The organism is Agrobacterium sp. YIC 4121 (assembly GCF_002008205.1).
GTDB lineage: Bacteria > Pseudomonadota > Alphaproteobacteria > Rhizobiales > Rhizobiaceae > Agrobacterium > Agrobacterium leguminum.
The window spans coordinates 1-22,634 of record NZ_MRDI01000027.1 but is presented as its reverse complement, the minus strand read 5'-3'; the positions used below and the strand labels follow the sequence as shown (position 1 = coordinate 22,634).

23 protein-coding genes are annotated in these 22,634 nt (G+C 60.0%); 16 read left to right on the top strand and 7 right to left on the bottom strand.

What is annotated here, in order from left to right; translation table 11 throughout:
- Window positions 1–13: 13 nt before the first annotated feature.
- From lexA to BTE54_RS21685, 7 genes are all read right to left on the bottom strand, one after another.
- Window positions 14–736, bottom strand: coding sequence for a transcriptional repressor LexA (gene lexA, locus BTE54_RS21715; RefSeq protein WP_065653917.1), 723 nt, complete (start codon window positions 734–736; stop codon window positions 14–16).
- Between the two features lie 246 nt (window positions 737–982).
- Window positions 983–2,242 (bottom strand): TRAP transporter large permease subunit, encoded by a 1,260-nt coding sequence (locus tag BTE54_RS21710; protein ID WP_078053969.1) that lies wholly within the window; start codon window positions 2,240–2,242, stop codon window positions 983–985.
- Entirely contained in the window at window positions 2,239–2,772 is a 534-nt protein-coding gene (locus BTE54_RS21705; protein ID WP_078053968.1) for a TRAP transporter small permease subunit, read from the bottom strand. The genes BTE54_RS21710 and BTE54_RS21705 overlap by 4 nt, the downstream gene beginning before the upstream one ends.
- A gap of 120 nt (window positions 2,773–2,892) precedes the next feature.
- A complete protein-coding gene (locus BTE54_RS21700; protein ID WP_078053967.1) occupies window positions 2,893–3,900 on the bottom strand; it encodes a TRAP transporter substrate-binding protein in 1,008 nt (335 codons plus the stop codon).
- Between the two features lie 122 nt (window positions 3,901–4,022).
- A complete protein-coding gene (locus tag BTE54_RS21695) occupies window positions 4,023–5,054 on the bottom strand; it encodes a transketolase family protein (RefSeq protein WP_078053966.1) in 1,032 nt (343 codons plus the stop codon).
- Window positions 5,051–5,923, bottom strand: a complete 873-nt coding sequence (locus BTE54_RS21690) for a transketolase (RefSeq protein WP_078053965.1) — start codon at window positions 5,921–5,923, stop codon at window positions 5,051–5,053. The genes BTE54_RS21695 and BTE54_RS21690 overlap by 4 nt, the downstream gene beginning before the upstream one ends.
- Window positions 5,924–5,982: 59 nt before the next feature.
- The gene (locus tag BTE54_RS21685) at window positions 5,983–6,744 is read right to left on the bottom strand and encodes an SDR family NAD(P)-dependent oxidoreductase (protein WP_035262426.1); all 762 of its coding nucleotides are present in this window, start codon (window positions 6,742–6,744) and stop codon (window positions 5,983–5,985) included.
- Window positions 6,745–6,913: 169 nt separating this feature from the next.
- Between BTE54_RS21685 and BTE54_RS21680 the strand changes: the two genes are divergently transcribed.
- The 16 genes from BTE54_RS21680 to lipA all read left to right on the top strand — a co-directional run bounded on the left by BTE54_RS21680 (window position 6,914) and on the right by lipA (window position 22,497).
- The gene (locus BTE54_RS21680; protein ID WP_078053964.1) at window positions 6,914–7,801 is read left to right on the top strand and encodes a LysR substrate-binding domain-containing protein; all 888 of its coding nucleotides are present in this window, start codon (window positions 6,914–6,916) and stop codon (window positions 7,799–7,801) included.
- 151 nt (window positions 7,802–7,952) lie between these two features.
- Window positions 7,953–8,831, top strand: a complete 879-nt coding sequence (locus tag BTE54_RS21675; RefSeq protein ID WP_078053963.1) for a sugar phosphate isomerase/epimerase — start codon at window positions 7,953–7,955, stop codon at window positions 8,829–8,831.
- Between the two features lie 21 nt (window positions 8,832–8,852).
- On the top strand, window positions 8,853–9,845 hold the full coding sequence (locus tag BTE54_RS21670; RefSeq protein ID WP_078053962.1) for a dihydroxyacetone kinase subunit DhaK: 993 nt from the start codon (window positions 8,853–8,855) through the stop codon (window positions 9,843–9,845).
- Window positions 9,846–9,856: 11 nt separating this feature from the next.
- The gene (dhaL, locus tag BTE54_RS21665) at window positions 9,857–10,501 is read left to right on the top strand and encodes a dihydroxyacetone kinase subunit DhaL (protein WP_078053961.1); all 645 of its coding nucleotides are present in this window, start codon (window positions 9,857–9,859) and stop codon (window positions 10,499–10,501) included.
- 60 nt (window positions 10,502–10,561) lie between these two features.
- Entirely contained in the window at window positions 10,562–10,999 is a 438-nt protein-coding gene (locus BTE54_RS21660; RefSeq protein WP_078053960.1) for an RpiB/LacA/LacB family sugar-phosphate isomerase, read from the top strand.
- A gap of 104 nt (window positions 11,000–11,103) precedes the next feature.
- Complete coding sequence (locus BTE54_RS21655) at window positions 11,104–11,973, top strand: VOC family protein (RefSeq protein WP_078053959.1); 870 nt, start codon at window positions 11,104–11,106, stop codon at window positions 11,971–11,973.
- Entirely contained in the window at window positions 11,973–12,818 is an 846-nt protein-coding gene (kdsA, locus tag BTE54_RS21650; protein ID WP_078053958.1) for a 3-deoxy-8-phosphooctulonate synthase, read from the top strand. Before BTE54_RS21655 ends, kdsA begins: the two co-directional genes overlap by 1 nt.
- A 149-nt stretch (window positions 12,819–12,967) precedes the next feature.
- Window positions 12,968–14,242, top strand: a complete 1,275-nt coding sequence (gene eno, locus BTE54_RS21645) for a phosphopyruvate hydratase (RefSeq protein ID WP_003521367.1) — start codon at window positions 12,968–12,970, stop codon at window positions 14,240–14,242.
- Between the two features lie 339 nt (window positions 14,243–14,581).
- Window positions 14,582–14,899: a septum formation initiator family protein gene (locus BTE54_RS21640; protein WP_003502598.1), complete on the top strand. Its 318-nt coding sequence runs from the start codon at window positions 14,582–14,584 to the stop codon at window positions 14,897–14,899.
- Window positions 14,900–15,052: 153 nt separating this feature from the next.
- On the top strand, window positions 15,053–16,096 hold the full coding sequence (gene pdhA / locus BTE54_RS21635; RefSeq protein WP_065653902.1) for a pyruvate dehydrogenase (acetyl-transferring) E1 component subunit alpha: 1,044 nt from the start codon (window positions 15,053–15,055) through the stop codon (window positions 16,094–16,096).
- A 17-nt stretch (window positions 16,097–16,113) separates the two neighbouring features.
- Window positions 16,114–17,535 (top strand): pyruvate dehydrogenase complex E1 component subunit beta, encoded by a 1,422-nt coding sequence (locus tag BTE54_RS21630; protein ID WP_078053957.1) that lies wholly within the window; start codon window positions 16,114–16,116, stop codon window positions 17,533–17,535.
- A 14-nt stretch (window positions 17,536–17,549) separates the two neighbouring features.
- Complete coding sequence (locus BTE54_RS21625; RefSeq protein WP_078053956.1) at window positions 17,550–18,911, top strand: pyruvate dehydrogenase complex dihydrolipoamide acetyltransferase; 1,362 nt, start codon at window positions 17,550–17,552, stop codon at window positions 18,909–18,911.
- A gap of 12 nt (window positions 18,912–18,923) precedes the next feature.
- On the top strand, window positions 18,924–19,568 hold the full coding sequence (locus BTE54_RS21620) for an SGNH/GDSL hydrolase family protein (RefSeq protein ID WP_078053955.1): 645 nt from the start codon (window positions 18,924–18,926) through the stop codon (window positions 19,566–19,568).
- Window positions 19,569–19,628: 60 nt separating this feature from the next.
- A complete protein-coding gene (lpdA, locus tag BTE54_RS21615; protein ID WP_004441615.1) occupies window positions 19,629–21,074 on the top strand; it encodes a dihydrolipoyl dehydrogenase in 1,446 nt (481 codons plus the stop codon).
- Window positions 21,075–21,173: 99 nt separating this feature from the next.
- Window positions 21,174–21,422 (top strand): GlsB/YeaQ/YmgE family stress response membrane protein, encoded by a 249-nt coding sequence (locus BTE54_RS21610; protein ID WP_020012453.1) that lies wholly within the window; start codon window positions 21,174–21,176, stop codon window positions 21,420–21,422.
- Window positions 21,423–21,525: 103 nt separating this feature from the next.
- The gene (gene lipA / locus BTE54_RS21605; RefSeq protein WP_078053954.1) at window positions 21,526–22,497 is read left to right on the top strand and encodes a lipoyl synthase; all 972 of its coding nucleotides are present in this window, start codon (window positions 21,526–21,528) and stop codon (window positions 22,495–22,497) included.
- The last annotated feature ends 137 nt before the right edge of the window (window positions 22,498–22,634 follow it).

Below are 22,634 nucleotides of genomic sequence, written 5' to 3'. Positions count from 1 at the left end.
GGCGGGCTGCCAATTAATGATAACGGCGGATCAGCCCCACGAGCTTGCCCTGGATTTTCACCCGGTCCGGTCCGAAGATGCGGGTCTCATAGGCGGGGTTGGCGGCTTCCAGAGCGATGGAGGCTCCCTTGCGGCGGAAACGCTTCAGGGTCGCTTCTTCATCATCCACCAGTGCCACGACGATGTCGCCCGGATTGGCCGTGTTGCCGTTGCGGATGATGACGGTATCGCCATCAAAAATGCCGGCTTCGATCATCGAGTCGCCCTTGACCTCAAGAGCGTAATGTTCGCCCGAGCCGAGCATGTCGACCGGCACGGCCACATCATGGGTGTTGTTCTGGATGGCGGAAATCGGCACACCGGCTGCGATACGGCCCATGACCGGCACGGTGACTGCACCGCCGAGGTCATTGGCCGGCGCCTTCTGGGCAGGGGCCGGCTCCGGCGTCTTCGGTTTGCCGAGGCTGCCTTCGATGACGCTCGGCGAGAAGCCGCGCTGCGGCCTTGCACCCGGCGCATAGGCCTCAGGCAATTTGATCACTTCCAGCGCCCGCGCCCTGTTAGGTAGCCGGCGAATAAAGCCGCGCTCCTCGAGTGCGGTGATCAGCCGGTGGATGCCGGATTTGGATGCAAGATCGAGTGCGTCCTTCATTTCATCGAAGGAGGGCGGCACGCCGGACTCTTTCATTCTTTCATGAATGAAGAGAAGCAATTCCTGCTGTTTGCGCGTGAGCATGAGGAAAACACCCTTGAGAATCGTAGTGGAGATCGCGAAACAAATACAGAACGAACACTATATGTTCCATATGTGTTCCGCAATCCCCTAAAATTTCGTGAAGGGTGCATCGCAGATCGTGATTTGATCGTCGAAACTATCAACAAAGCAGATCTAACGATGTGTGCCGCATCTTGAATACCAGAAACCACCGATCGGAGAGACCCGGCCGGTGGTTTCTGGCTGCCATTTGCTACGGCTCTTATATCAGTAGATCGTGAGCGCAGGAATGAAGCTGACCGCGATGAGGAGCAGCATCGCCATGGTGAAGAACGGCCACAATTCCTTCGTCGTCGCGCCGAGCGGCGCTCTGGCTATGGAGGACGAGATGAAGAGTGTGGTGCCGATCGGTGGCGTATAGAGCCCGATACCGAGATTGATGACCATCATCATGCCGAGCTGCACCCGGTCGAGCCCGATCATATCGGCGAGCGGCACGAAGATCGGTCCGAGCAGCAGGATCGACGGCGGCAGATCGAGCGGCATGCCGATGATCAGCATCAGGATGTTCATCATGAGAATGATCAGGATCGGGTTGGAGATATTCTCGGCCACCCAGGTGGCGAAATGCTGGGGCGCCTGATCGAAGGTCAGCACCCAGCCCACCGCCGCACTGCCCATGATGACCAGCATGACGACGCCGGTTGCGGAACCAGCTTCGACGAAATTGTCGCAGAAACGCTTCCACGTCAGATCGCGATAAAAGAAGATGCTGAGCACGAGCGAATAGACGACGGAAAGAACGGCCACTTCGGTTGGCGTTGCAAAGCCGAAGCGGAGGCCGAGGATGATCAGGATCGGCAGGAGGATCGCCGGCAGGCTGCGGAATGCAAGTAGCGCCAGATCGCGCTTGCGGATGCTTTCGTCACGCACCGCATAACCGCGCCGCACGGCAATGGCCCAGCAGACGAAGATGAAACCGGCGGCCATGAGCAGGCCCGGCAGAATGCCGGCGATGAACAGATTGGCGATGCTGACGCCGCTGACCAATGAATAGAGGATCATCGGGATCGACGGCGGAATGAGCACGTCGATGACCGCTGAGGTGGCATTGTTGGCCGCACAGAGGGGAGCGGGGTAGCCTTGGCGCTTTTGCCATGGAATGAGCACCGAACCGAGTGCGCTCGCATTGGCGACCGCGGAGCCGGACACGCCGCCGAACACGACCGACGAAATGACGGTGGTGGAAAGCGGGCCGCCGCGCCAGCGCTGCATGGCCTTGGAGGCGAGTTCCAGAAGCTGGGTTCCGAGTTTGCCGCCGAGCATCAGCGTGCCCGCGAGCATGAAGAACGGCAGCGCCAGCATCGGGAAAGACTGCGTCTGGTCGTACACCTGCTGCGCCACGATCGAAAGCGGCACATAACCGTTCCACAGCACGGCGACGCCGGCAGAGATGATCAGCGCATAACCGACCGGAACCGCAATCATCATTAGAATACAAAATGCAATGATCATCACGATGGTCATAGCGGCATCTCCTCGGTTGCACCGTGCGGGCGGGCATGCCAGCCGCTGGAGAGAATGCGCAGGCTCGCGGTTGCGGTCGTGACCGAGACCAGTGCCGCGCCGAAGGCGATGGAATAATATCCGATGCTATTGGGCAATTGCAGCACAGGGCTGATTTCCGCGCCAGCGATCTCGGCGACGACAAGCGCCTGCTGCGCGAGAATGACGAAACTTGCGACCGTCACGAGATTGGCGAACAGCAGAACGCCCACCTTGCCGCGTTCGTCGAACTTGTCATAGATCCATTCAACCGCCATATGCGCGCCGCTCTGCGCGGCAAGGGTAATGCCAGCGACGATGAACCATGGAAACAGCATGGTTGGCAGTTCTTCCGCAAAATCCAGCCCGCCGGATGTCGATAGATAGCGGACGATGACGTTTGCGGTCATGATGACCGTGAGCAGAATGCCGGTTGCCACGATGATGATGCGGCAGAGGGTGGCGATGAAACTGTCAACGCGATTGGCGGCGGACAAGGCTCCTTCGAGCATTGGCGCATCTCCTGAAAACTGAAACCGTATGAATGTCGGCGTGAGCGAGGCTCCCGCCGATCCTGTCGGTGGACATGAAGGCGAGGCCTGGCGGCATGCGCCGGCCCGGCATCCTGCTCGTCAGCCCTTGGCAGCCTTTTCCAGCGCGGCGACGAAATCGCCGAAGGGCTTCTGCTTCCATGTCTCCAGCACCTGCGCGGTCGCTTTCGCGAAAGCCGCGTGGTCGATGTCTTCCACCACCTCGATGGCGGCGTTGGCCCTGAAGGCGGCCAGAGACGCGCTTGCCTTTTCCGCCGAGAGTTTGCGCTGAAGCGCGCCTGCCTCCTTCGCAGCCGCCTTGACCGCCTCGAAATCCTTGCCCAGCCGCCCCTCGGCGAATTTGGACATCAGGAACGGGGTGGACTCCCATTTATGGGCGGTGAGGCTGATATGTTTGTTGACCTCGTAAAGCTTGGAGCTTTCGATATTCACGAGCGGATTTTCCTGCCCGTCAACGACACCCTGCTGAAGCGCGATGTAGAGTTCGCCAAACGCGATCTGAACCGTCGCCGCATCCAGCGCCTTGAAGATATCCATGGTCATCGGGTCGGCCGGCGTGCGGATTTTCAGGCCCGCGACGTCCTGTGGCTTGGTGATGGCGTGTTTGGAGTTGGAGACATGGCGGATGCCGTTATCCCACCAGTCGAGCGGCACGATGCCGACCTTCTGGAAACGCGCATCGAGCGATGCGCCGACATCGCCCTCGAGTACCTTGATCGCCTGATCGGCGTTGCTGAACAGGAAGGGTAGGCCAAGCGCCGCGAGTTCTGGAACAACGCTCGAAACCGGACCCTGGCTGTTGGCGGTGAAATCCAGCGCCCCGGTGCGCAGGCTGGTCAGCATGGCGGCGTCGCTGCCAAGCGTTTCCGAACCGGCGACATTGATCGCCACGCGGCCTTCGGTTTTCTGGGCAACGAGTTCCGCGAATTTCGCGGCCGCCAGCGTGCGCGGATTGCCCGGCGCAGCCCCATGGCCGAGCGTCAGCGTCGTGGCGGCCCGAGCGTTGCGGGCCGTCGTCAGAACGGCCGGCGCAGCCAGCGCCAGTCCGGTACCGGTCAGGAACATACGCCTGTTGATGGAAATACTCATTTTTCTCCTCCCTGGATTTAAACACTCTCGGCGTTGTCCGACCACGCGGATAACGCGCTCCACTCCCTTGAAACCGCCGGCTCCCCCCGGGCTGATTCCGCACCATGTCTGAGCTTCAGCCTTTAGACCGAACCGTGCGGTACTTCAAAATTTTCATTCTCCAGCCACGCCCTTGCGCGCGCCACGATCATCGCCGTCGAGATGCCGTAGCGGTCATGCAGGGTGGGCAGCGCGCCTGCATCCAGAAAAGCATCGGGCAGGGCGATCTGCCGCAGGCGCGGCACCCGGCCGCTTTTCATCAGCGCCGTCGCCACGGCCTCTCCAAGCCCGCCGATTTCGCTGTGGTTTTCCGCCACGATGACCAGACGATCCGCCCGGTCCACTTCCGCGAAGATCGAGGCGGTATCGAGCGGCTTGATGGTGGGGGAATGCAACACGGCGCAGCCGACGCCCTCCTTCTCAAGCAGGGCAGCCGCTTCGAGAACCCGCATCGTCAATATGCCGGACGATATGAAAAGAACCTGCGCACCATCGCGGATAAGCTTCGCCTTGCCGAGTTCGAACCGATAGCCATATTCTTCGAGCACCACCGGCACCTGGCCGCGCAGCAGGCGCATATAAACGGGGCCGTTAAAATCCGTGATGGCTGGCACCGCGCCTTCTATGTCGGTCGCATCGCACGGGTCGATGATCGTCATGTTCGGCAGCGCGCGAAAAATCGCCAGATCGTCGGTCGCCTGATGGCTGGGGCCGTAGCCCGTCGTCAGGCCGGGCAGGGCGCAGACGATCTTCACCGGCAGGTTTTCCTCGGCAATCGCCATGGCGATGAAATCATAAGCGCGGCGGGCGGCGAAGACCGCATAGGTGGTCGCAAAGGGCACGAAACCTTCGCGCGCCAGACCGGCGGCAGTGCTCATCAAAAGCTGCTCGGCCATGCCCATCTGATAAAAGCGCTCGGGAAAGGCTTTGGCGAAAATATGCAGGTCGGTATATTTGCCGAGATCGGCGGTGAGGCCGACAATATCCTCGCGTTCTTTCGCCAGCTGAACAAGGGCGTGACCGAAAGGAGCAGGCCGTGTCGGCTGGCCTTCGGCGGCGATGGAGGCGATCATCGCCGATGTGGTGAGGCGCTTCTGCGGGGCTGCTGTACTCATTGCGGTCGTCCTTCCTCAAGGGCGTCGAGCGCCAGTTTCCATTCATGCGCTTCCACGCGAATGAAATGGGTGATTTCGCGGTTTTCGAGAAAGGGCACGCCGCGGCCCATCCGGGTATCGAAAATGATGGCGCGCGGCCTGTCATCGGCAAGTGACATTGCGCTATCGAAGGCCTCGCGAACCTTGTCGATATCGTTGCCGTCCACGCGCTGCACGTGCCAGCCGAAGGCCGCGAATTTGGCGTCCACAGGTTCGGAGGACAGCATCTCGCGGGATGGGCCATCCGCCTGCTGATTGTTGAAATCCACGAGATTGATGAGATTGCCGAGCCTGTGATGGGATGCGCCCATCGCGGCCTCCCAGGTGGAACCTTCGCCCAACTCACCATCCGACATCAGGTTGATGATGAACCGGTCGGAATTCTTGCGCTTGAGGCCAAGAGCCATGCCCACCGCAATGCCAAGCCCATGGCCGAGCGATCCGCCGGTGATTTCCATGCCCGGCGTATAGGAGGCCATGCCGGACATGGGCAGGCGCGAGCCGTCGCAGCCGTAGGTCTCCAGCTCGTCTTCCGGGATGATGCCCGCCTCGATGAGCGCCGCGTAAAGCGCAATCGCATAATGGCCGATGGAAAGCAGAAACCGGTCGCGGTCTTCCCAGTGCGGATCGTCCGCCCGGTAACGCATGGTGTGAAACCAGGCCACCGCCAGAACATCGGCAATGCCGAGCGCCTGGCCTACATAACCCTGGCCCTGCACCTCACCCATCAAAAGGGCGTTGCGCCGGATGCGCCAGGCGCGTTCTGCCAGCGATACATTCGCCAGCGCCGCTTCCTTCGTTGCATCTGTGTCCGAATACACCTGAGCCATGGTTTCCTCCTCCCGGTCAGAAAAATCGAAGCCGGTTTCCCGGCTTCGAAAGGGCTTTGTCAGTGAATGAGCATTCCGCCATTCACGTCGACAACCGCGCCGGTGACATAGGAGGAGAGATCCGAGGCGAGGAAGAGATAGATATTGGCGACATCGATGGCGTCGCCGAGACGGTTGAGCGGAATGCCCTTGAGAATGTCGCGGCGCATATCGTCGGTCAGCTTGCCGCCGGTAATGTCGGTCTGGATCAGGCCGGGCGTGACGGAGTTGACGCGAATGCCGTCGGGGCCGAATTCACGCGCCATGGCCTTTGCGAGACCGAGAACGCCTGCCTTGGCCGCCGAATAATGCGGGCCGCCGAAAATGCCGCCGCCACGTTGTGCGGAGACCGACGACATGCAGGCAATCGAGCCGCCGCCATTGTCGCGCATATTGGGAATGAAGGCCTGGCTGAAATTCAGCACACCGGTCATGTTGACATCGACGATGCGCTGCCAGTCTGCGCCGGTAATGTCGAGCGTCTTCACCGGCTGGGTAATGCCGGCATTATTGATGAGGATATCGATCTTGCCGAAAGCGGCGATGACTTTTTGCGCGGCCGCCTCGCAGGAGGCGCGATCCGCCACATTGCCGCCGACCCCGAGATGCTCGCCGCCATCCACTTTTTCAAGCGAGGCCGCGGCTTCGATGCTGCCGGCTTCATCCAGATCCACGATGGCGACGCGGGCGCCGTGGCGGGCGAAAAGTTCCGCCGTGGCGCGGCCGATGCCGCGTTTGCTGGCGGCGCCTGAAATAACCGCGGTCTTTCCATTCAACAACATAAGCAATCCTCCCAAGCCGGGCGGGCCGGCTTCATACGCTTGACGGCGGTGCTCCCGACCTGCCGCCGCATCCCGTCCTGCGACGAATGCAGCCTCGATATTGCAGATGGGCAGAGGGCGCTTCAAACGCGAAGTTTACATCATCTCATGAATCTGCTTCAGTAATCGAATGTTGAACGGCATTTCACTCACCTCCATCCGCGCCTTCGAATCTGCCGCCCGGCTTGGCTCTTTCCGGGCCGCTGCCGATGAGCTCAACTTGTCGGCGAGCGCCGTCAGCCATGCCATCGTCAAGCTCGAAAGGGTGCTCGGTACACCGCTTTTCGAGCGCACCACGCGAACCGTGCGCCTGACGGCGGCGGGGCAGACGCTTCTGATACATGCATCGAACGCCTTCGAGGAGTTACGGCAGGGCATTGAGGTGGTGTCCTCCAACCGCTCCCATCTTCTGCGCCTGCATTGTGCGCCCAGCTATGCGGCGCAGGTATTGTCGCCGCGCCTGCCGCAATTCTTGAACGCCAATCCGGGGATCGAGGTGCGGCTGGCGGCCAGCACCGCTTATGTGCGTTTCGTCGATGGTGAATTCGATGCCGATATCATCTATGGCGAACCGCAGGGAGACGATCTCATCATCATTCCGCTGGGCAGCGAGCGTGTCACGCCGCTGTGCTCGCCGGCGCTCGCGGACGAGATCACGACACCCCGGGATTTGAACCGGCAATTGCTTATTCGAAGCGACAACAAACGTCTGCAATGGCCGGACTGGTTCGAGGCCAACGGGCTCGGCAAGCCGCCCATTCAGGCCATGAGTTTCGACCGTAGTTTCCTGGCGATCGATGCCGCCGCCAATGGCGTCGGCGTGGCGCTGGAATCGACACGGCTTGCCCATCGCGAGATAAAATCCGGGCGGCTGGTCGCGCCCTTAAGCGGCGCGACGCAGGACCTCCACTATGTCGGCCATTATCTCGCCTATCCCAAATCCGGCAGCCAGCGCAGACTGGCAAGACGGTTTGCCGACTGGCTGATCGAAGACCTTCAGGATCCTGCGTTTGAATAGGAATGCGATTGTTACGTGAATTGAATTCACTGGCGCGTTAATTTTTTCCGCTTGCTCACGAGCGGAGCTCTCCGTCATTTTCCGGTCGGAATAATGAGGTTGCAGCGTGATCGGCATCGTCCCTTCGGATGCGGCTCAAGGGGAGGATTGCATGAAAGATCGCATCATATCGGCGTCCGGCGCGCCATATGACGGCTATGGGCGCGAGGAGATGCTGGAGAGCATCGCCAGGATCGGTTTTTGCCATGTGGAGCCTGCCTTTATCGTCGGTTACACCGAACAATTTGATGAAAGCGCGTTCCTGCCGGCTGAAATGGCGTCATGGCGCCGGTCGCTTGATGATGCCGGGCTGGGCTGCCATGCCATGTCGTCGCATATCGATCTTGGACTGGACGATTCCGTAGAAATTTTCACCGGCAGAATGGCTTTTGCAGCGGGAATCGGCGCGAGGGTTATCGCCACAAATGCCTCGGCCCGGCAACGCGAAGACCGGTTCCTGCGCAATATCGAAGTGCTTCTGCGTCGTGCTGAGGCCTTCGGCATCGTGATCGGGCTGGAAAATCCCGGCGATGGCAGCGACAACCTTTTCAACATCGCGCAGGAGGGCGTCGCGCTCACGCGTCGTTTCGGCTCCCCATGGCTGGGGCTGAATTATGACGCGGCCAATACCGCGTCCCATCGTCCGCAACTCAAAAATTTTGCCGATGACGCGGTGGCGGCGCTGCCTGCCTCGGTCCACGCGCATATCAAGGACGTGAAACGAACGCCGGAAGGCTGGTTTTTCGTGCCGGTGGGCGAAGGCGATATCGATTGCCACAAGCTGCTCGGTGAGATTGCCAAAAAGCCGGAGATGCCGATCAGCATCGAGTTTCCAGCCCGCCTGCACCGTCGCGCGGATGCCCAGCCGGTAAGGCGCATCAGCCCTGCATCGCTTCGGGAAATAGAGCAGGCGCTGACGGCTTCGCTTGACGCAGTCAAAAGAGGATTGGCCGGGGGCGGAGCCGCAAGCTCGGCAGGGGCTGGCGCGTAGACGGCATAAAGGAGGAGAGTAATGCAGAGATTTGTGAATAACCCCGACGAGGTGGTCGAGGATACGGTGAAAGGCTTCGTCAAAGCCCATTGCGACATCGTGCGCCTTGCGGACAATCCGCGTGTCGTCGTTGCCAGGGGTGCGCCGGTCGCCGGCAAGGTCGGTGTTGTCACGGGTGGCGGCTCCGGCCATGAGCCGGCCTTTATCGGCTACACCGGCCGCAACATGCTGGATGCCGTCGCCGTTGGCGAATTGTTTTCATCACCCACGGCCAAGAGCTTTCACGACGCGATCCGCGAAGCCAATGGCGGCAGGGGCGTGATCGTGCTCTACGGCAATTATGCCGGGGACAATATGAATGTGAAGATGGCGACAAAACTCGCCGCCAAAGACGGCATCGAGATCGCCACCGTCGTCGCTAATGACGATGTGTGTTCCGCTGCCCCCGAGGAGCGTGAGAAACGCCGCGGTGTCGCTGGCGAAATCTTCATGTGGAAGATCGGCGGCGCCAAGGCGGCAAGCGGCGCTTCGCTGGAGGAGGTGCGCGCCACCGCCCAGAAGGCCATCGACAATTGCCGCTCCATCGGCGTCGGTCTCGGCCCCTGCACCCTGCCGGCGGTCGGCCATCCCAACTTCCAGATCGAACCGGGCACGATGGAAGTGGGCATAGGCCACCATGGCGAACCCGGCGTTCGCGTCGAGAAGCTGAAATCCGCCGCTGATGTGGCGAAGGACATGTGCAAGATCGTGCTCGATGATCACAACCTGCCGGCCGGCAGCGAGGTGGCGGTGCTGGTCTCCGGGCTTGGCGCGACGCCCGTCAACGAACTCTACATCCTCAACGACACGATAGAATCCGAGATTTCGGCGCGTGGCCTGAAAATCCACAAAACCTATATCGGCAACTATTTCACGTCGCTTGAGATGGTGGGCGCGACTTTGACCGTGATAGCGCTGGATGACGAGCTGAAACCGCTGCTCGATGCCGAAGCGCTTTGCACCGTTATGCTGTGAGGAGAAAATTCATGCAGTCTTTTCAGAACGCCAGGGCCGGCGACATCGTTCTCTCCATGGCCGAAAGCATCATCGAAAACCGCGCCTATCTCAGCGAGATCGACGGCAAGATCGGCGATGGCGACCATGGCGTGAACATGGCCAAGGGATTCGGCCTGGCGGCGGACCGGCTTAGAGGGCAGGACGCCTCGCTTGCCAAAGCGCTCGATACGCTCGGCACGATCCTGATGACGGAAATCGGCGGTTCCATGGGGCCTCTTTATGGGGTGATGTTTACGGAATTCGCCGAGAAGATCGAAAATGCCGAGGTTATCGATGCACCGTCCTTCAGCAGAATGCTGCATGCCGGTCTTGAAGGCGTCAGTTCCATCGGTTCGGCCAAGGTGGGCGACAAGACGCTGCTGGATACGCTGGTGCCGGCCGTGACGGCATTCGACAACGCCACCGCCTCGGGCGCGTCATTCCACGATGCTGCCGCAGCCCTTGTCGCTGCCGCCGAAACCGGCAGGGATTCGACTATCAATCTCGTGGCGAAGATCGGCCGCGCCAGCCGTCTCGGTGAGCGCTCGCTCGGTGTTCTCGATGCGGGCGCCACCTCCTGCGCGCTCATCCTGCGCAGCCTTGCCGAAGGCGCACAGGCCAGATTGCAATCTTGAAAATAGGACATGTCTGCTGAAGCCGACGAGGCTCGCACGCGAATAACGGGAGACACCGAAATGAGAATTGTCGCGGGCGCCGACAGCGCCGGAAAACCCCTGCTGGATGCGGTGCTCGCCCATCTCTCTGGCAGGCAAGGGCTGACCGTCGTGGATCGAAGCCAGGACGGATTTTATGCCGATCTGGCCGAATCCGTGGCCGGCAGCATCATCGCCGGTGAATTCGATCGCGGCCTCTTGTTTTGCGGAACCGGCATCGGCGTCTGCATTTCCGCCAACAAGGTGCCCGGCATCCGCGCCGCCTTGACCCATGATACTTATTCCGCCGAACGGGCGGCGAAATCCAACAACGCCCAGATCATTACCATGGGCGCCCGCGTGATCGGACCGGAACTGGCGAAAGCCATCGTCGATACCTGGCTGGCATCGGAATTCGATCCGAAAGGGTCTTCGGCGAAAAACGTGGAGGCGATCAACCGTCTCGATGCATGCCGGTAAGCCATAGGTGCGTGACGAGACCGGCCCGGCGAAGCTGATCGTTTGCATTGCTGGCGTCATCTGTGCTTTTGTCACGCACAAACCCGCAGCACAGGGGCTCGAAAATGGCGAACCGAAATAGTGTCGATCATCTCGTTTTGCCGGTACAGTCTCTTGCCGTGGCGAAAGACCGCCTTGAGCTTCTCGGCTTCACCGTCGCTCCGGAGGCCCTCCATCCCTTCGGCACGCAGAATGCCTGCGTTTTCTTCGCGGACGGCACCTATCTGGAACCGCTCGCCATTGCTGACCCGGCTAAATATAATGAATCGGTGAACAGGGGCGACGTGTTCACCGGCAGGGATCGGGCCTTTCGGCAGCGTCATGGCGATGAGGGTTTTTCGGCCCTGGTGGCAAGAAGCGAAAGCGCCATTGCCGATCATGACAGGTTTTCCGCATCCGGCTTCTCGGCAGGCGATATCTTTGAATTTTCACGGCCCGTGCGGATGCCGGACGGCTCACAGAGTGAGGCGGCATTCCGGCTGGCATTCGCAGCGAGCGGCGCGGCTTCGGATTTCTTTCTGTTCAGTTGCCAGCGATTGCTGGCTTTTCCGAGTAACCGGGCGGCGCTGGAGCGCCACGCCAATGGCGCTTCCGGTCTCAGCGAGATCGTTCTGTTTTCTGGCGGCGATCAGAACGCGGTCCGTCTGATCGAAACGGTATTTGCCTGTGAGGAGGAGATGTCTCCAGATGGAGATATTATTTTTGCGACCGGCAACGCGCACATCAGGCTGAACCAGAAACCGGCCTTCAGCGAAAGCCTGCCCAATTCTCCGAATGGCCTGCACGGCGCAGGCATCGTCTTTTCCGTTGACGATCTTGCCGTGACAGAAGCGGTGCTTGCTGCTAATGGCGTCTCCAGCGCAGAAGCGGACGGCCGTCTTGTGGTGTCCGCCGCGCCCGGTCAGGGCGTTGCATTCGCCTTCGAGGAAAAATGATGAGCGTTACGAACAATCTCAAAGTCACCGCCGGCGACGGCGCCAATTCGGTTTCCTTTTCCAACAGCGAGCGATTTTCCCTGATCGCCGGCCCCTGCCAGATGGAAAGCCGGGAACATGCTTTCATGATCGCCGGTGTCCTGAAGGAGCTTTGCGACAAGCTGGGGATCGGGCTCGTTTATAAGTCGTCCTTCGACAAGGCGAACCGTACGTCGCTTTCCGGCAAGCGCGGCATCGGCCTTGAGAGCGCCATGCAGGTTTTCGCCGATCTCAAGAAGGAATTCGGCTTTCCTGTTCTGACCGACATTCACACCGAAGAACAATGCGCCATTGTGTCCGAAGTGGTGGATGTGCTGCAAATCCCGGCCTTTCTCAGCCGCCAGACCGATCTTCTCGTCGCCGCCGCGAAAACCGGCCGCGTCATCAATGTCAAGAAGGGCCAGTTCCTCGCTCCCTGGGACATGAAGAACGTGCTGGCCAAGCTGAATGAGAGCGGCAATCCGAATGTGCTTCTGTGCGAGCGCGGCGCCTCCTTCGGTTACAACACGCTTGTTTCCGACATGCGCTCGCTGCCGATCATGGCTTCGCTCGGCGCGCCTGTTGTCTTTGACGCCACGCATTCGGTTCAGCAGCCGGGCGGGCAGGGCGGCTCCACGGGCGGCCAGCGCGAATTCGTCGAGACGCTCGCGCGGGCGGCGGTTGCTGTCGGTGTCGCCGGGCTCTTCATCGAAACCCATGAGGACCCGGACAATGCGCCGTCCGACGGCCCCAACATGGTTCATCTGAAGGACATGCCGAAACTGCTCGAAAAGCTGCTTGCTTTCGACGCCATTACCAAAGCCTGAGGGGCGGAGGCGTTACGGCGGGCACAGTCTGTGCCAATCGATTTTAATGGCGGGCGGGCCGTTTCTGCCGCCCGTCGTCATTGTAATTTCTTCGCCATCGTCTAAGACAGGCGACGGAAAATATCTGTTCCATTCCCAAGGGAGAGACCATGACTGCCATTACCGATATCATCGCGCGCGAAATCCTCGACAGCCGCGGCAACCCGACCGTTGAAGTCGATGTTTACCTCGAAGACGGCTCCATGGGCCGTGCCGCCGTTCCTTCGGGCGCCTCCACCGGCGCGCATGAGGCGGTTGAGCTGCGCGATGGCGGCAAGCGTTATCTCGGCAAGGGTGTGGAAAAGGCGGTCGAAGCCGTCAATACGGAAATCTTCGACGCCATCGGCGGTTTCGATGCCGAGAACCAGATCCAGATCGACCAGACGATGATCGTGCTCGACGGCACGCCGAACAAGTCGCGCATCGGCGCCAACGCCATTCTTGGCGTATCGCTCGCTGTCGCCAAGGCTGCCGCCGAAGCTTCCGGCCTGCCGCTTTACCGTTATGTCGGCGGCCCGAACGCACATCTTCTGCCGGTTCCGATGATGAACATCATCAATGGCGGCGCGCATGCCGATAACCCCATCGACTTCCAGGAATTCATGATCCTGCCGGTCGGCGCGGAAAACATCCGCGAAGCCGTGCGCATGGGTTCTGAAGTGTTCCATACGCTGAAGAAAGAACTGGCTGCCCAGGGCCACAACACCAATGTCGGCGACGAGGGCGGTTTCGCACCGGGTCTCGAAAGCGCGCCGGCCGCGCTCGATTTCATCATGAAGTCGATTGAAAAGGCCGGCTACCGCCCGGGCGACGACATGTTCGTCGGTCTCGACTGTGCCTCGACCGAATTCTTCAAGGACGGAAAATACGTTCTCGAAGGCGAAGGCCGCACGCTGGAATCGGGCGCAATGGCGGAATATCTGGCGGAACTCGTCGCCAAGTACCCGATCATTTCCATCGAAGACGGCATGGCCGAAGACGACTGGGAAGGCTGGAAGACGCTGACCGATCTCATCGGCAATAAGTGCCAGCTCGTCGGCGACGATCTCTTCGTCACCAACTCCGCGCGCCTTCGTGACGGCATCAAGATGGGCGTTGCAAATTCCATCCTCGTCAAGGTCAACCAGATCGGCTCGCTCTCCGAGACGCTGGATGCGGTCGAGACGGCGCACAAGGCCGGTTACACCGCCGTCATGTCGCACCGTTCGGGCGAAACGGAAGATTCCACCATCGCCGATCTCGCTGTTGCGACGAACTGCGGTCAGATCAAGACCGGCTCGCTTGCCCGTTCCGACCGGCTCGCAAAGTACAACCAGCTGATCCGCATCGAGGAAATGCTGGGCCCGCAGGCTGCCTACGCCGGCCGTTCGATCCTGCGCGGTTAATTCGCGTTCGGGTTTCTTGATGTGGCCCGTTGCCTGGCGGGTTCGTTTAAGCGGCGAGTGGTATGGTCCGCACTCCGTCACCCCGGACTTGATCCGGGGTCCAGCGCGATCAAGTCCTTGATCGCGAAAGACTCTTCTCACAGCGCAGACGCGCTGTGGCTGGATGCCGGATCAAGTCCGGCATGACGAGCGTTCTTTTAGCGTCTTTGCCAATCCAGCCCGCCTTTCGGCGGGCTTTTTAATGCCCATTTGCCAATCGCCCGTTAAGGTCAACGGATAGTTAAACAATCCGCCTTAGTCTCGAGACTCAGGTTATGCGTTTTAAGGCTTCTCTCCGGCATGTGGACCAGACATCATAAAAAGAGACGATTCGGTCGGCTGATCGTTCCGGCCATCACGATCGCTTTTCTTTCCTATTTCGGGTATCATTCCATCCATGGCGACTTCGGCCTGCAGGCGACGGAGCGGCTGGAGCGGCAGCGTATCACCCGCACTGCGGAGCTTGCAAAGCTGACGCAGGCGCGTGTGGCGCTGGAGCGGCAGGTGGAATTGATGAGCGATGGCTCGCTGGAGCGGGACATGATCGACGAGATTTCCCGTTACCAGCTGAATATGTCCCGCACGGACGAAATCGTCATCATGAACACATATTTCTGATTAACCTGAATCAAGTTAATTTAACATTTCTGATTTATTCACAGCATCTTAGCGTGAATATGTGCCATGCGTTTAAAGCATTGCTGCATGGCATTTTCTTGCATATGGTACGCGCCACTCTATCCATTCAAATGGCAACTCAGGGAGGGATGAATGGCGCCGCGAAAATCAGCGACCGTATCCGGCCGCAAGACCACGGCAAAGGCTGCAACCGAATTCACCGGCAAGAACAGCCCCGACTTCTCCAAGGAAGACGAACTTCACGCTTACCGTGAAATGCTGCTCATCCGCCGCTTCGAGGAAAAGGCCGGCCAGCTCTACGGTATGGGCTTTATCGGTGGTTTCTGTCACCTCTACATCGGTCAGGAAGCCGTTGTTGTCGGCATGCAGATGTCGCAGAAGGAAGGCGATCAGGTCATCACCGCTTATCGTGACCACGGCCACATGCTGGCTCTGGGCATGAGCGCGCGTGGCGTCATGGCCGAATTGACCGGCCGCCGCGGCGGTCTGTCAAAAGGCAAGGGCGGCTCCATGCACATGTTCTCCAAGGAGAAGCATTTCTATGGCGGGCACGGCATCGTCGGCGCTCAGGTTTCTCTTGGAACCGGTCTTGCTTTCGCCAACAAATATCGCGGCAACGACAATGTCTCCGTGACCTATTTCGGCGATGGCGCGGCCAACCAGGGCCAGGTCTATGAGAGCTTCAATATGGCTGCTCTCTGGAAACTGCCGATCATCTATATCGTTGAAAACAACCGTTACGCCATGGGCACCTCGACCGCCCGCGCCACGGCCCAGTCGAACTATTCGCTGCGTGGCCAGTCCTTCGGAATTCCCGGCGTTCAGGTGGATGGCATGGATGTGCGCGCCGTCAAGGCCGCAGCCGACCAGGCACTGGAACATTGCCGCTCCGGCAAGGGTCCGATCATTCTGGAAATGCTGACCTATCGTTACCGTGGTCACTCCATGTCCGACCCGGCGAAATACCGTTCCAAGGACGAAGTGCAGAAGATGCGCTCCGAACATGACCCGATCGAGCAGGTCAAGGCGCGGCTTCTGGAGCAGGGCTGGGCAAGCGAAGACGAATTGAAGGCCATCGACAAGGATGTCCGTGATATCGTCGCCGATAGCGCCGACTTCGCCCAGAACGACCCAGAGCCGGATGTATCCGAGCTTTACACCGACATTCTGCTCTGATCGGGAAAGGGAAACCAATGCCAGTAGAAATTCTTATGCCCGCCCTTTCTCCGACCATGGAGGAAGGCACGCTTTCCAAGTGGCTTAAAAAGGAAGGCGACAAGGTTACATCCGGTGACGTGATCGCCGAAATCGAGACCGACAAGGCGACCATGGAAGTGGAAGCCGTCGATGAAGGCGTGATCGGCAAGCTGCTGATCGAGGCCGGCACTGAAGGCGTCAAGGTCAACACGGCAATCGCCGTTCTCCTTCAGGATGGCGAAAGCGCCGACGCAATCTCTTCTTCCGCCAAGAAGGAAGAGCCGAAGGCGGAAGCTGCCAATTCCGGTTCTGACGCCGCTGGCGGCAAGACCCGCGAAGCTGCCGAAGAGCCGAGCGCTGCCAAGGAAGCCGCCAAGGTTCCGGCAGCCCCGAAGATCGAGGCCGCAGCCGATCCGGATATTCCGGAAGGCACGGAAATGGTGATGACGACGGTGCGTGAAGCGCTGCGCGACGCCATGGCCGAAGAAATGCGCGCCGACGAAAAAGTCTTCGTCATGGGTGAAGAAGTCGCCGAATATCAGGGCGCCTACAAGATCACTCAAGGGTTGCTGCAGGAATTCGGTGAACGTCGCGTCATCGATACCCCAATCACCGAGCACGGCTTTGCCGGTATCGGCGTCGGTGCGGCGATGACGGGCCTGCGACCTATCGTCGAATTCATGACCTTCAACTTCGCCATGCAGGCGATCGACCAGATCGTCAACTCGGCGGCAAAGACGCTTTACATGTCGGGCGGCCAGATGGGCGCTCCGATGGTGTTCCGTGGCCCCTCGGGTGCTGCTGCCCGCGTTGGCGCGCAGCATTCGCAATGTTATGCCGCATGGTACAGCCATATTCCGGGCCTCAAGGTCGTCATGCCTTACACGGCTGCTGACGCCAAGGGTCTGCTCAAGGCCGCCATCCGCGATCCAAATCCGGTCATCTTCCTCGAGAATGAAATTCTCTACGGCCAGAGCTTCGAAGTGCCGAAGCTCGATGATTTCGTGCTGCCTATCGGCAAGGCGCGCATTCACCGCAAGGGCAAGGACGCTACCATCGTTTCCTTCGGCATCGGCATGACCTATGCCATCAAGGCGGTTGCGGAACTCGAAAAGCTCGGCATCGATGTCGAGCTGATCGACCTGCGCACCATCCGCCCGATGGACCTGCCCACCGTCATCGAATCGGTCAAGAAGACCGGTCGTCTGGTCACCGTCGAGGAAGGTTTCCCGCAGTCATCGGTCGGTGACTTCATCGCCAACCAGGTCATGCGCGCCGCTTTCGACTATCTCGATGCGCCGATCCTGACGATCGCCGGCAAGGATGTTCCGATGCCTTATGCGGCGAACCTCGAAAAGCTGGCTCTGCCCAACGTCGATGAAGTCGTTCAGGCCGTCAAAACCGTCTGCTACAAGTAAGGGGAGGCGTTTCGATGCCGATAAACATCACCATGCCTGCCCTTTCTCCGACGATGGAAGAGGGCAATCTGGCCAAGTGGCTGGTCAAGGAAGGCGACAAGGTCGCACCCGGTGACGTGATCGCCGAGATCGAGACCGACAAGGCGACCATGGAAGTGGAAGCCGTTGACGAAGGCACGGTTGCCAAGCTGGTTGTTCCGGCAGGCACCGAAGCGGTCAAGGTCAACGCCCTCATCGCAATCCTCGCCGCCGATGGCGAGGATGTTGCCGAGGCGGCAAAGGGCGGCGCTGCCGCTCCTGCCAAGGCGGAAGCCCCGAAGCAGGAAGCCGCAAAGGCTGAAGCGCTGAAGGAAGAGTCTGCCCCGGCCAAGGCTGAAAAGCCCGTGGCCGATCAGGCTGCCGCATCTTCCACGCCGGCTCCGGTCGCAAAGTCCGGCGAGCGCATCTTCGCGTCGCCGCTTGCCCGCCGTCTCGCCAAGGAAGCCGGTCTCGACCTCTCGGCCGTCTCCGGTTCCGGCCCGCATGGCCGCATCGTGAAGACAGACGTCGAAAAGGCTGCCGCTTCCGGCGGTGCAAAGACTGCGCCGAGCGCGGCTGCCGCGTCCGCAGGGGCACCGGCCCCCGCACTCGCCAAGGGTCAGTCGGACGAAGCAGTTCTCAAGCTGTTCGAAGAAGGCTCCTACGAGCTCGTGCCGCATGATGGAATGCGCAAGGTCATTGCCAAGCGTCTGGTCGAATCCAAGCAGACCGTTCCGCATTTCTACGTCTCGGTCGATTGCGAACTGGATACGCTTCTGGCGCTGCGCGCCCAGCTTAACGCTGCTGCCCCTGAAAAGGACGGCAAGCCAGCCTACAAGCTGTCGGTCAACGATATGGTCATCAAGGCGCTGGCGCTGGCGCTTCGTGACGTGCCTGATGCCAACGTCTCCTGGACGGAAAGCGCCATGGTCAAGCACAAGCATTCGGATGTCGGCGTTGCCGTTTCCATTCCGGGTGGGCTGATCACGCCGATCATCCGCAAGGCCGAGCAGAAGTCGCTCTCCACCATCTCCAACGAGATGAAGGACTACGGCAAGCGCGCAAAAGAGCGCAAGCTGAAGCCCGAGGAGTATCAGGGCGGCACGACTGCCGTGTCCAACATGGGCATGATGGGCGTCAAGAGCTTCTCCGCCGTCATCAACCCGCCGCATGCCACCATCCTGGCGGTCGGCGCTGGTGAAGAACGCGCTGTCGTGAAGAATGGCGAGATCAAGATCGCCAACGTCATGACCGTCACGCTCTCCACCGACCATCGTTGCGTCGATGGCGCGCTCGGAGCCGAACTGATCGGCGCCTTCAAGCGGTACATCGAAAACCCGATGGGCATGCTGGTTTGATCGGAGAGTAAAATGGTGAAGTCGGTCCTCTGCTTTGGCGATTCCCTGACCTGGGGATCAAATGCGGAAACGGGTGGCCGGCATAGCCATGACGATCTTTGGCCGAGCGTCTTGCAGAAGGCGCTCGGTTCTGACGCGCACGTGATCCACGAAGGTCTTGGCGGTCGCACCACCGCCTATGACGACAACACCGCCGATTGCGACCGCAACGGTGCGCGGATTCTTCCGACGTTGCTGCACAGCCATGCGCCGCTTGATCTGGTGATTATCATGCTTGGCACCAACGACATGAAACCGGCGATCCATGGGTCGGCGATTGTTGCCATGAAGGGCGTGGAGCGGCTTGTGAAGCTCACGCGCAACCACATCTGGCAGGTTCCGGACTGGGAAGCGCCTGACGTGCTGATCGTCGCCCCGCCGCAGCTTTGCGAGACGGCAAATCCTTTCATGGGCGCGATCTTTCGTGATGCGATCGATGAATCGGCAATGCTGGCGTCCGTTTACCGGGATCTGGCCGACGAGCTCGATTGCGGCTTTTTCGATGCCGGCTCCGTTGCCCGCACGACGCCGGTGGACGGCGTTCATCTCGATGCTGAAAACACGCGGGCCATCGGCCGCGGGCTGGAGCCCGTCGTCCGCATGATGCTCGGACTTTGACACTCATTCTCGTTTCGGGGCGGTTTGCCGTTCTCCGAATAAGACAAGGCAGGATTTCCAATGGCTCAATCTTATGACGTCATCATCATCGGTTCGGGACCGGGCGGTTATATTGCCGCGATCCGCGCAGCCCAGCTCGGCATGAAGGTTGCCGTCGTGGAGCGCGAGCATCTGGCCGGTATCTGCTCCAACTGGGGCTGCATTCCAACCAAGGCCCTGCTGCGCACCGCCGATGTCATGCACACCGCCACCCATGCCAAGGATTACGGCCTGACGCTGGAAGGCTCGATCAAGCCGGACGTCAAGGCAATTGTCGCGCGCTCGCGCGGCATTGCTGCGCGCATGAACAATGGCGTCGGCTTCCTGTTCAAGAAGAACAAGGTCGATATCATCTGGGGTGAAGCCAAGATCACCAAGCCCGGCGAAATCGTTGTCGGCAAGTCCACCAAGCCGGTGGTTCAGCCCCAGGGTCCCGTGCCGAAGAACACGCTGGGCGAGGGCACCTATACCGCCAAGCACATCATCGTCGCGACAGGTGCGCGCCCGCGTGCGCTGCCTGGCATCGAGCCAGATGGCAAGCTGATCTGGACCTATTTCGAGGCGATGAAGCCGGAAGAAATGCCGAAGTCGCTGCTGGTCATGGGCTCGGGTGCCATCGGCATCGAATTCGCCAGCTTCTACCGCACCATGGGCGTCGACGTCACCGTCGTCGAAATCATGAGCCAGGTCATGCCGGTCGAGGATGCGGAAATCTCCACCTTCGCCAAGAAGCAGCTCGAAAAGCAGGGCATGAAAATCCATCTGGAGACCAAGGTTTCCAAGGTGGAGAAGGGCGCGAACTCCATCACCGCGACGCTCGAGAAGAAGGACGGTTCTTCCGAGAAGATCACGGCTGACCGGATGATTTCCGCCGTCGGCGTCGTCGCCAATATCGAAGGAATCGGCCTTGAGGCGGCCGGCGTGAAGACCGATCGCGGCTTTATCGTCATCGACGGTTACGGCAAGACCAACGTGCCGGGCATCTACGCCATCGGCGATGTCGCCGGCCCGCCGCTGCTCGCCCACAAGGCCGAGCATGAAGCAGTGATCTGCGTGGAAAAGATCGCCGGTCTGCCGAATGTGCATCCGATGGACAAGCTCAAGATTCCGGGTTGCACCTATTGCAACCCGCAGGTCGCCTCGGTCGGTCTCACCGAAGCCAAGGCGAAGGAACAGGGCCGCGACATCCGCGTCGGTCGATTCTCCTTTGCGGCGAACGGCAAGGCTGTCGCGCTCGGCGAAGATCAGGGCATGGTCAAGACCATCTTCGACAAGAAGACCGGTGAATTGCTCGGCGCCCATATGGTCGGCGCGGAAGTGACAGAACTCATTCAGGGCTTCGTTGTTGCCATGAACCTCGAGACCACTGAAGAAGACCTGATGCACACGATTTTCCCGCATCCGACCATTTCGGAATCGATGAAGGAAAGCGTGCTCGACGCCTATGGGCGTGTGCTGAACGCATAAGTGCTCCGTGACACCCGGCATTGTCTAACCATGCCGGGTGTCCCATATGTCTCGATGCAGGCTCCTTAAAAGGGGCTGGTTCTTTCAGGGAGCGTGGGAATGGAAAGTGTAGGCTGGATTGCAGCAATCATCATCGGCGGTCTCGCCGGCTGGCTTGCGGGCAAGCTCATGGATATGCGCTTCGGCATTTTCATGAACATCGTTCTTGGCATTGTCGGTTCGGTGGTTGCCGTTGCGGTGCTTCGAACCTTCGATGTTTTCGTGCAGGACAGCAGGCTCGGCTATTTCGTCACGTCGTTCATCGGTGCCAGCCTTTTGCTGTTTCTGGCGAAGCTGGTACGGCGCTGAAAGGCTTCGTGACCGGAAGGGGCTTACGCTTTTTCTGGAATTGTTCTAAAGCATCGGGCCAACAGATGTTTAGGTCGCCAGGGGCGATGGAAGCAGGTTTTTAATGGTCACTATTCTCGACAGGACGTCGTCCGACGAAAAGCGCATTCGCCACCCGGAAAAGGCGCATAAGCCCGATACCGAGGTCATGCGCAAGCCGGAATGGATCCGCGTCAAGGCGCCGACCTCCAAGGGCTATCACGAGACGCGTGAACTGGTGCGTTCGCACAAGCTGGTGACGGTGTGCGAGGAAGCCGGCTGTCCGAATATCGGCGAATGCTGGGACAAGAAACACGCGACCTTCATGATCATGGGTGAAATCTGCACCCGCGCCTGCGCCTTCTGCAATGTCGCGACCGGCAAGCCCAATCCGCTGGATATGAACGAGCCGGAGAACGTCGCCAAGGCCGTCAAGCAGATGGGCCTTTCCCACGTCGTCATCACTTCGGTTGACCGTGACGATCTCGCCGATGGCGGCGCTGAACATTTCGAAAAGGTGATCTGGGCGATCCGCGCCGCGTCTCCGACGACGACCATCGAAATCCTCACGCCCGACTTCCTGAAGAAGCCCGGCGCGCTGGAGCGTGTCGTGGCCGCCAAGCCCGATGTCTTCAACCACAATATGGAAACCGTTCCGGGCAATTACCTCACGGTTCGCCCCGGCGCGCGCTATTTCCACTCCGTGCGCCTCTTGCAGCGGGTGAAGGAACTCGATCCCACCATGTTCACCAAGTCGGGCATCATGGTCGGCCTCGGTGAAGAGCGCAACGAAGTGCTGCAGCTGATGGACGACCTGCGCAGCGCCGATGTGGACTTCCTGACCATCGGCCAATATCTGCAGCCGACCCGCAAGCACCACAAGGTCGAGGCCTTCGTGACGCCAGAAGAGTTCAAGTCCTATGAGACGGTGGCTTACACCAAGGGCTTCCTGATGGTGTCGTCGAGCCCGCTGACCCGCTCTTCCCACCATGCCGGCGACGATTTCGAGCGCCTGCGTGCGGCCCGCGAAAAGAAGCTGCTGGCAGCTGCGGAGTAAGGGACAAAGGTTCGGCAACATAGGTTGCTGCCTTAGGCGATATACGCTCTCTCCACCGTCATGCTCGGGCTTGTCCCACTGCTGTCCGGTTTAAATTTGGTGGACATGGCGCACGGTGTTGATTCTACTCGTATTCG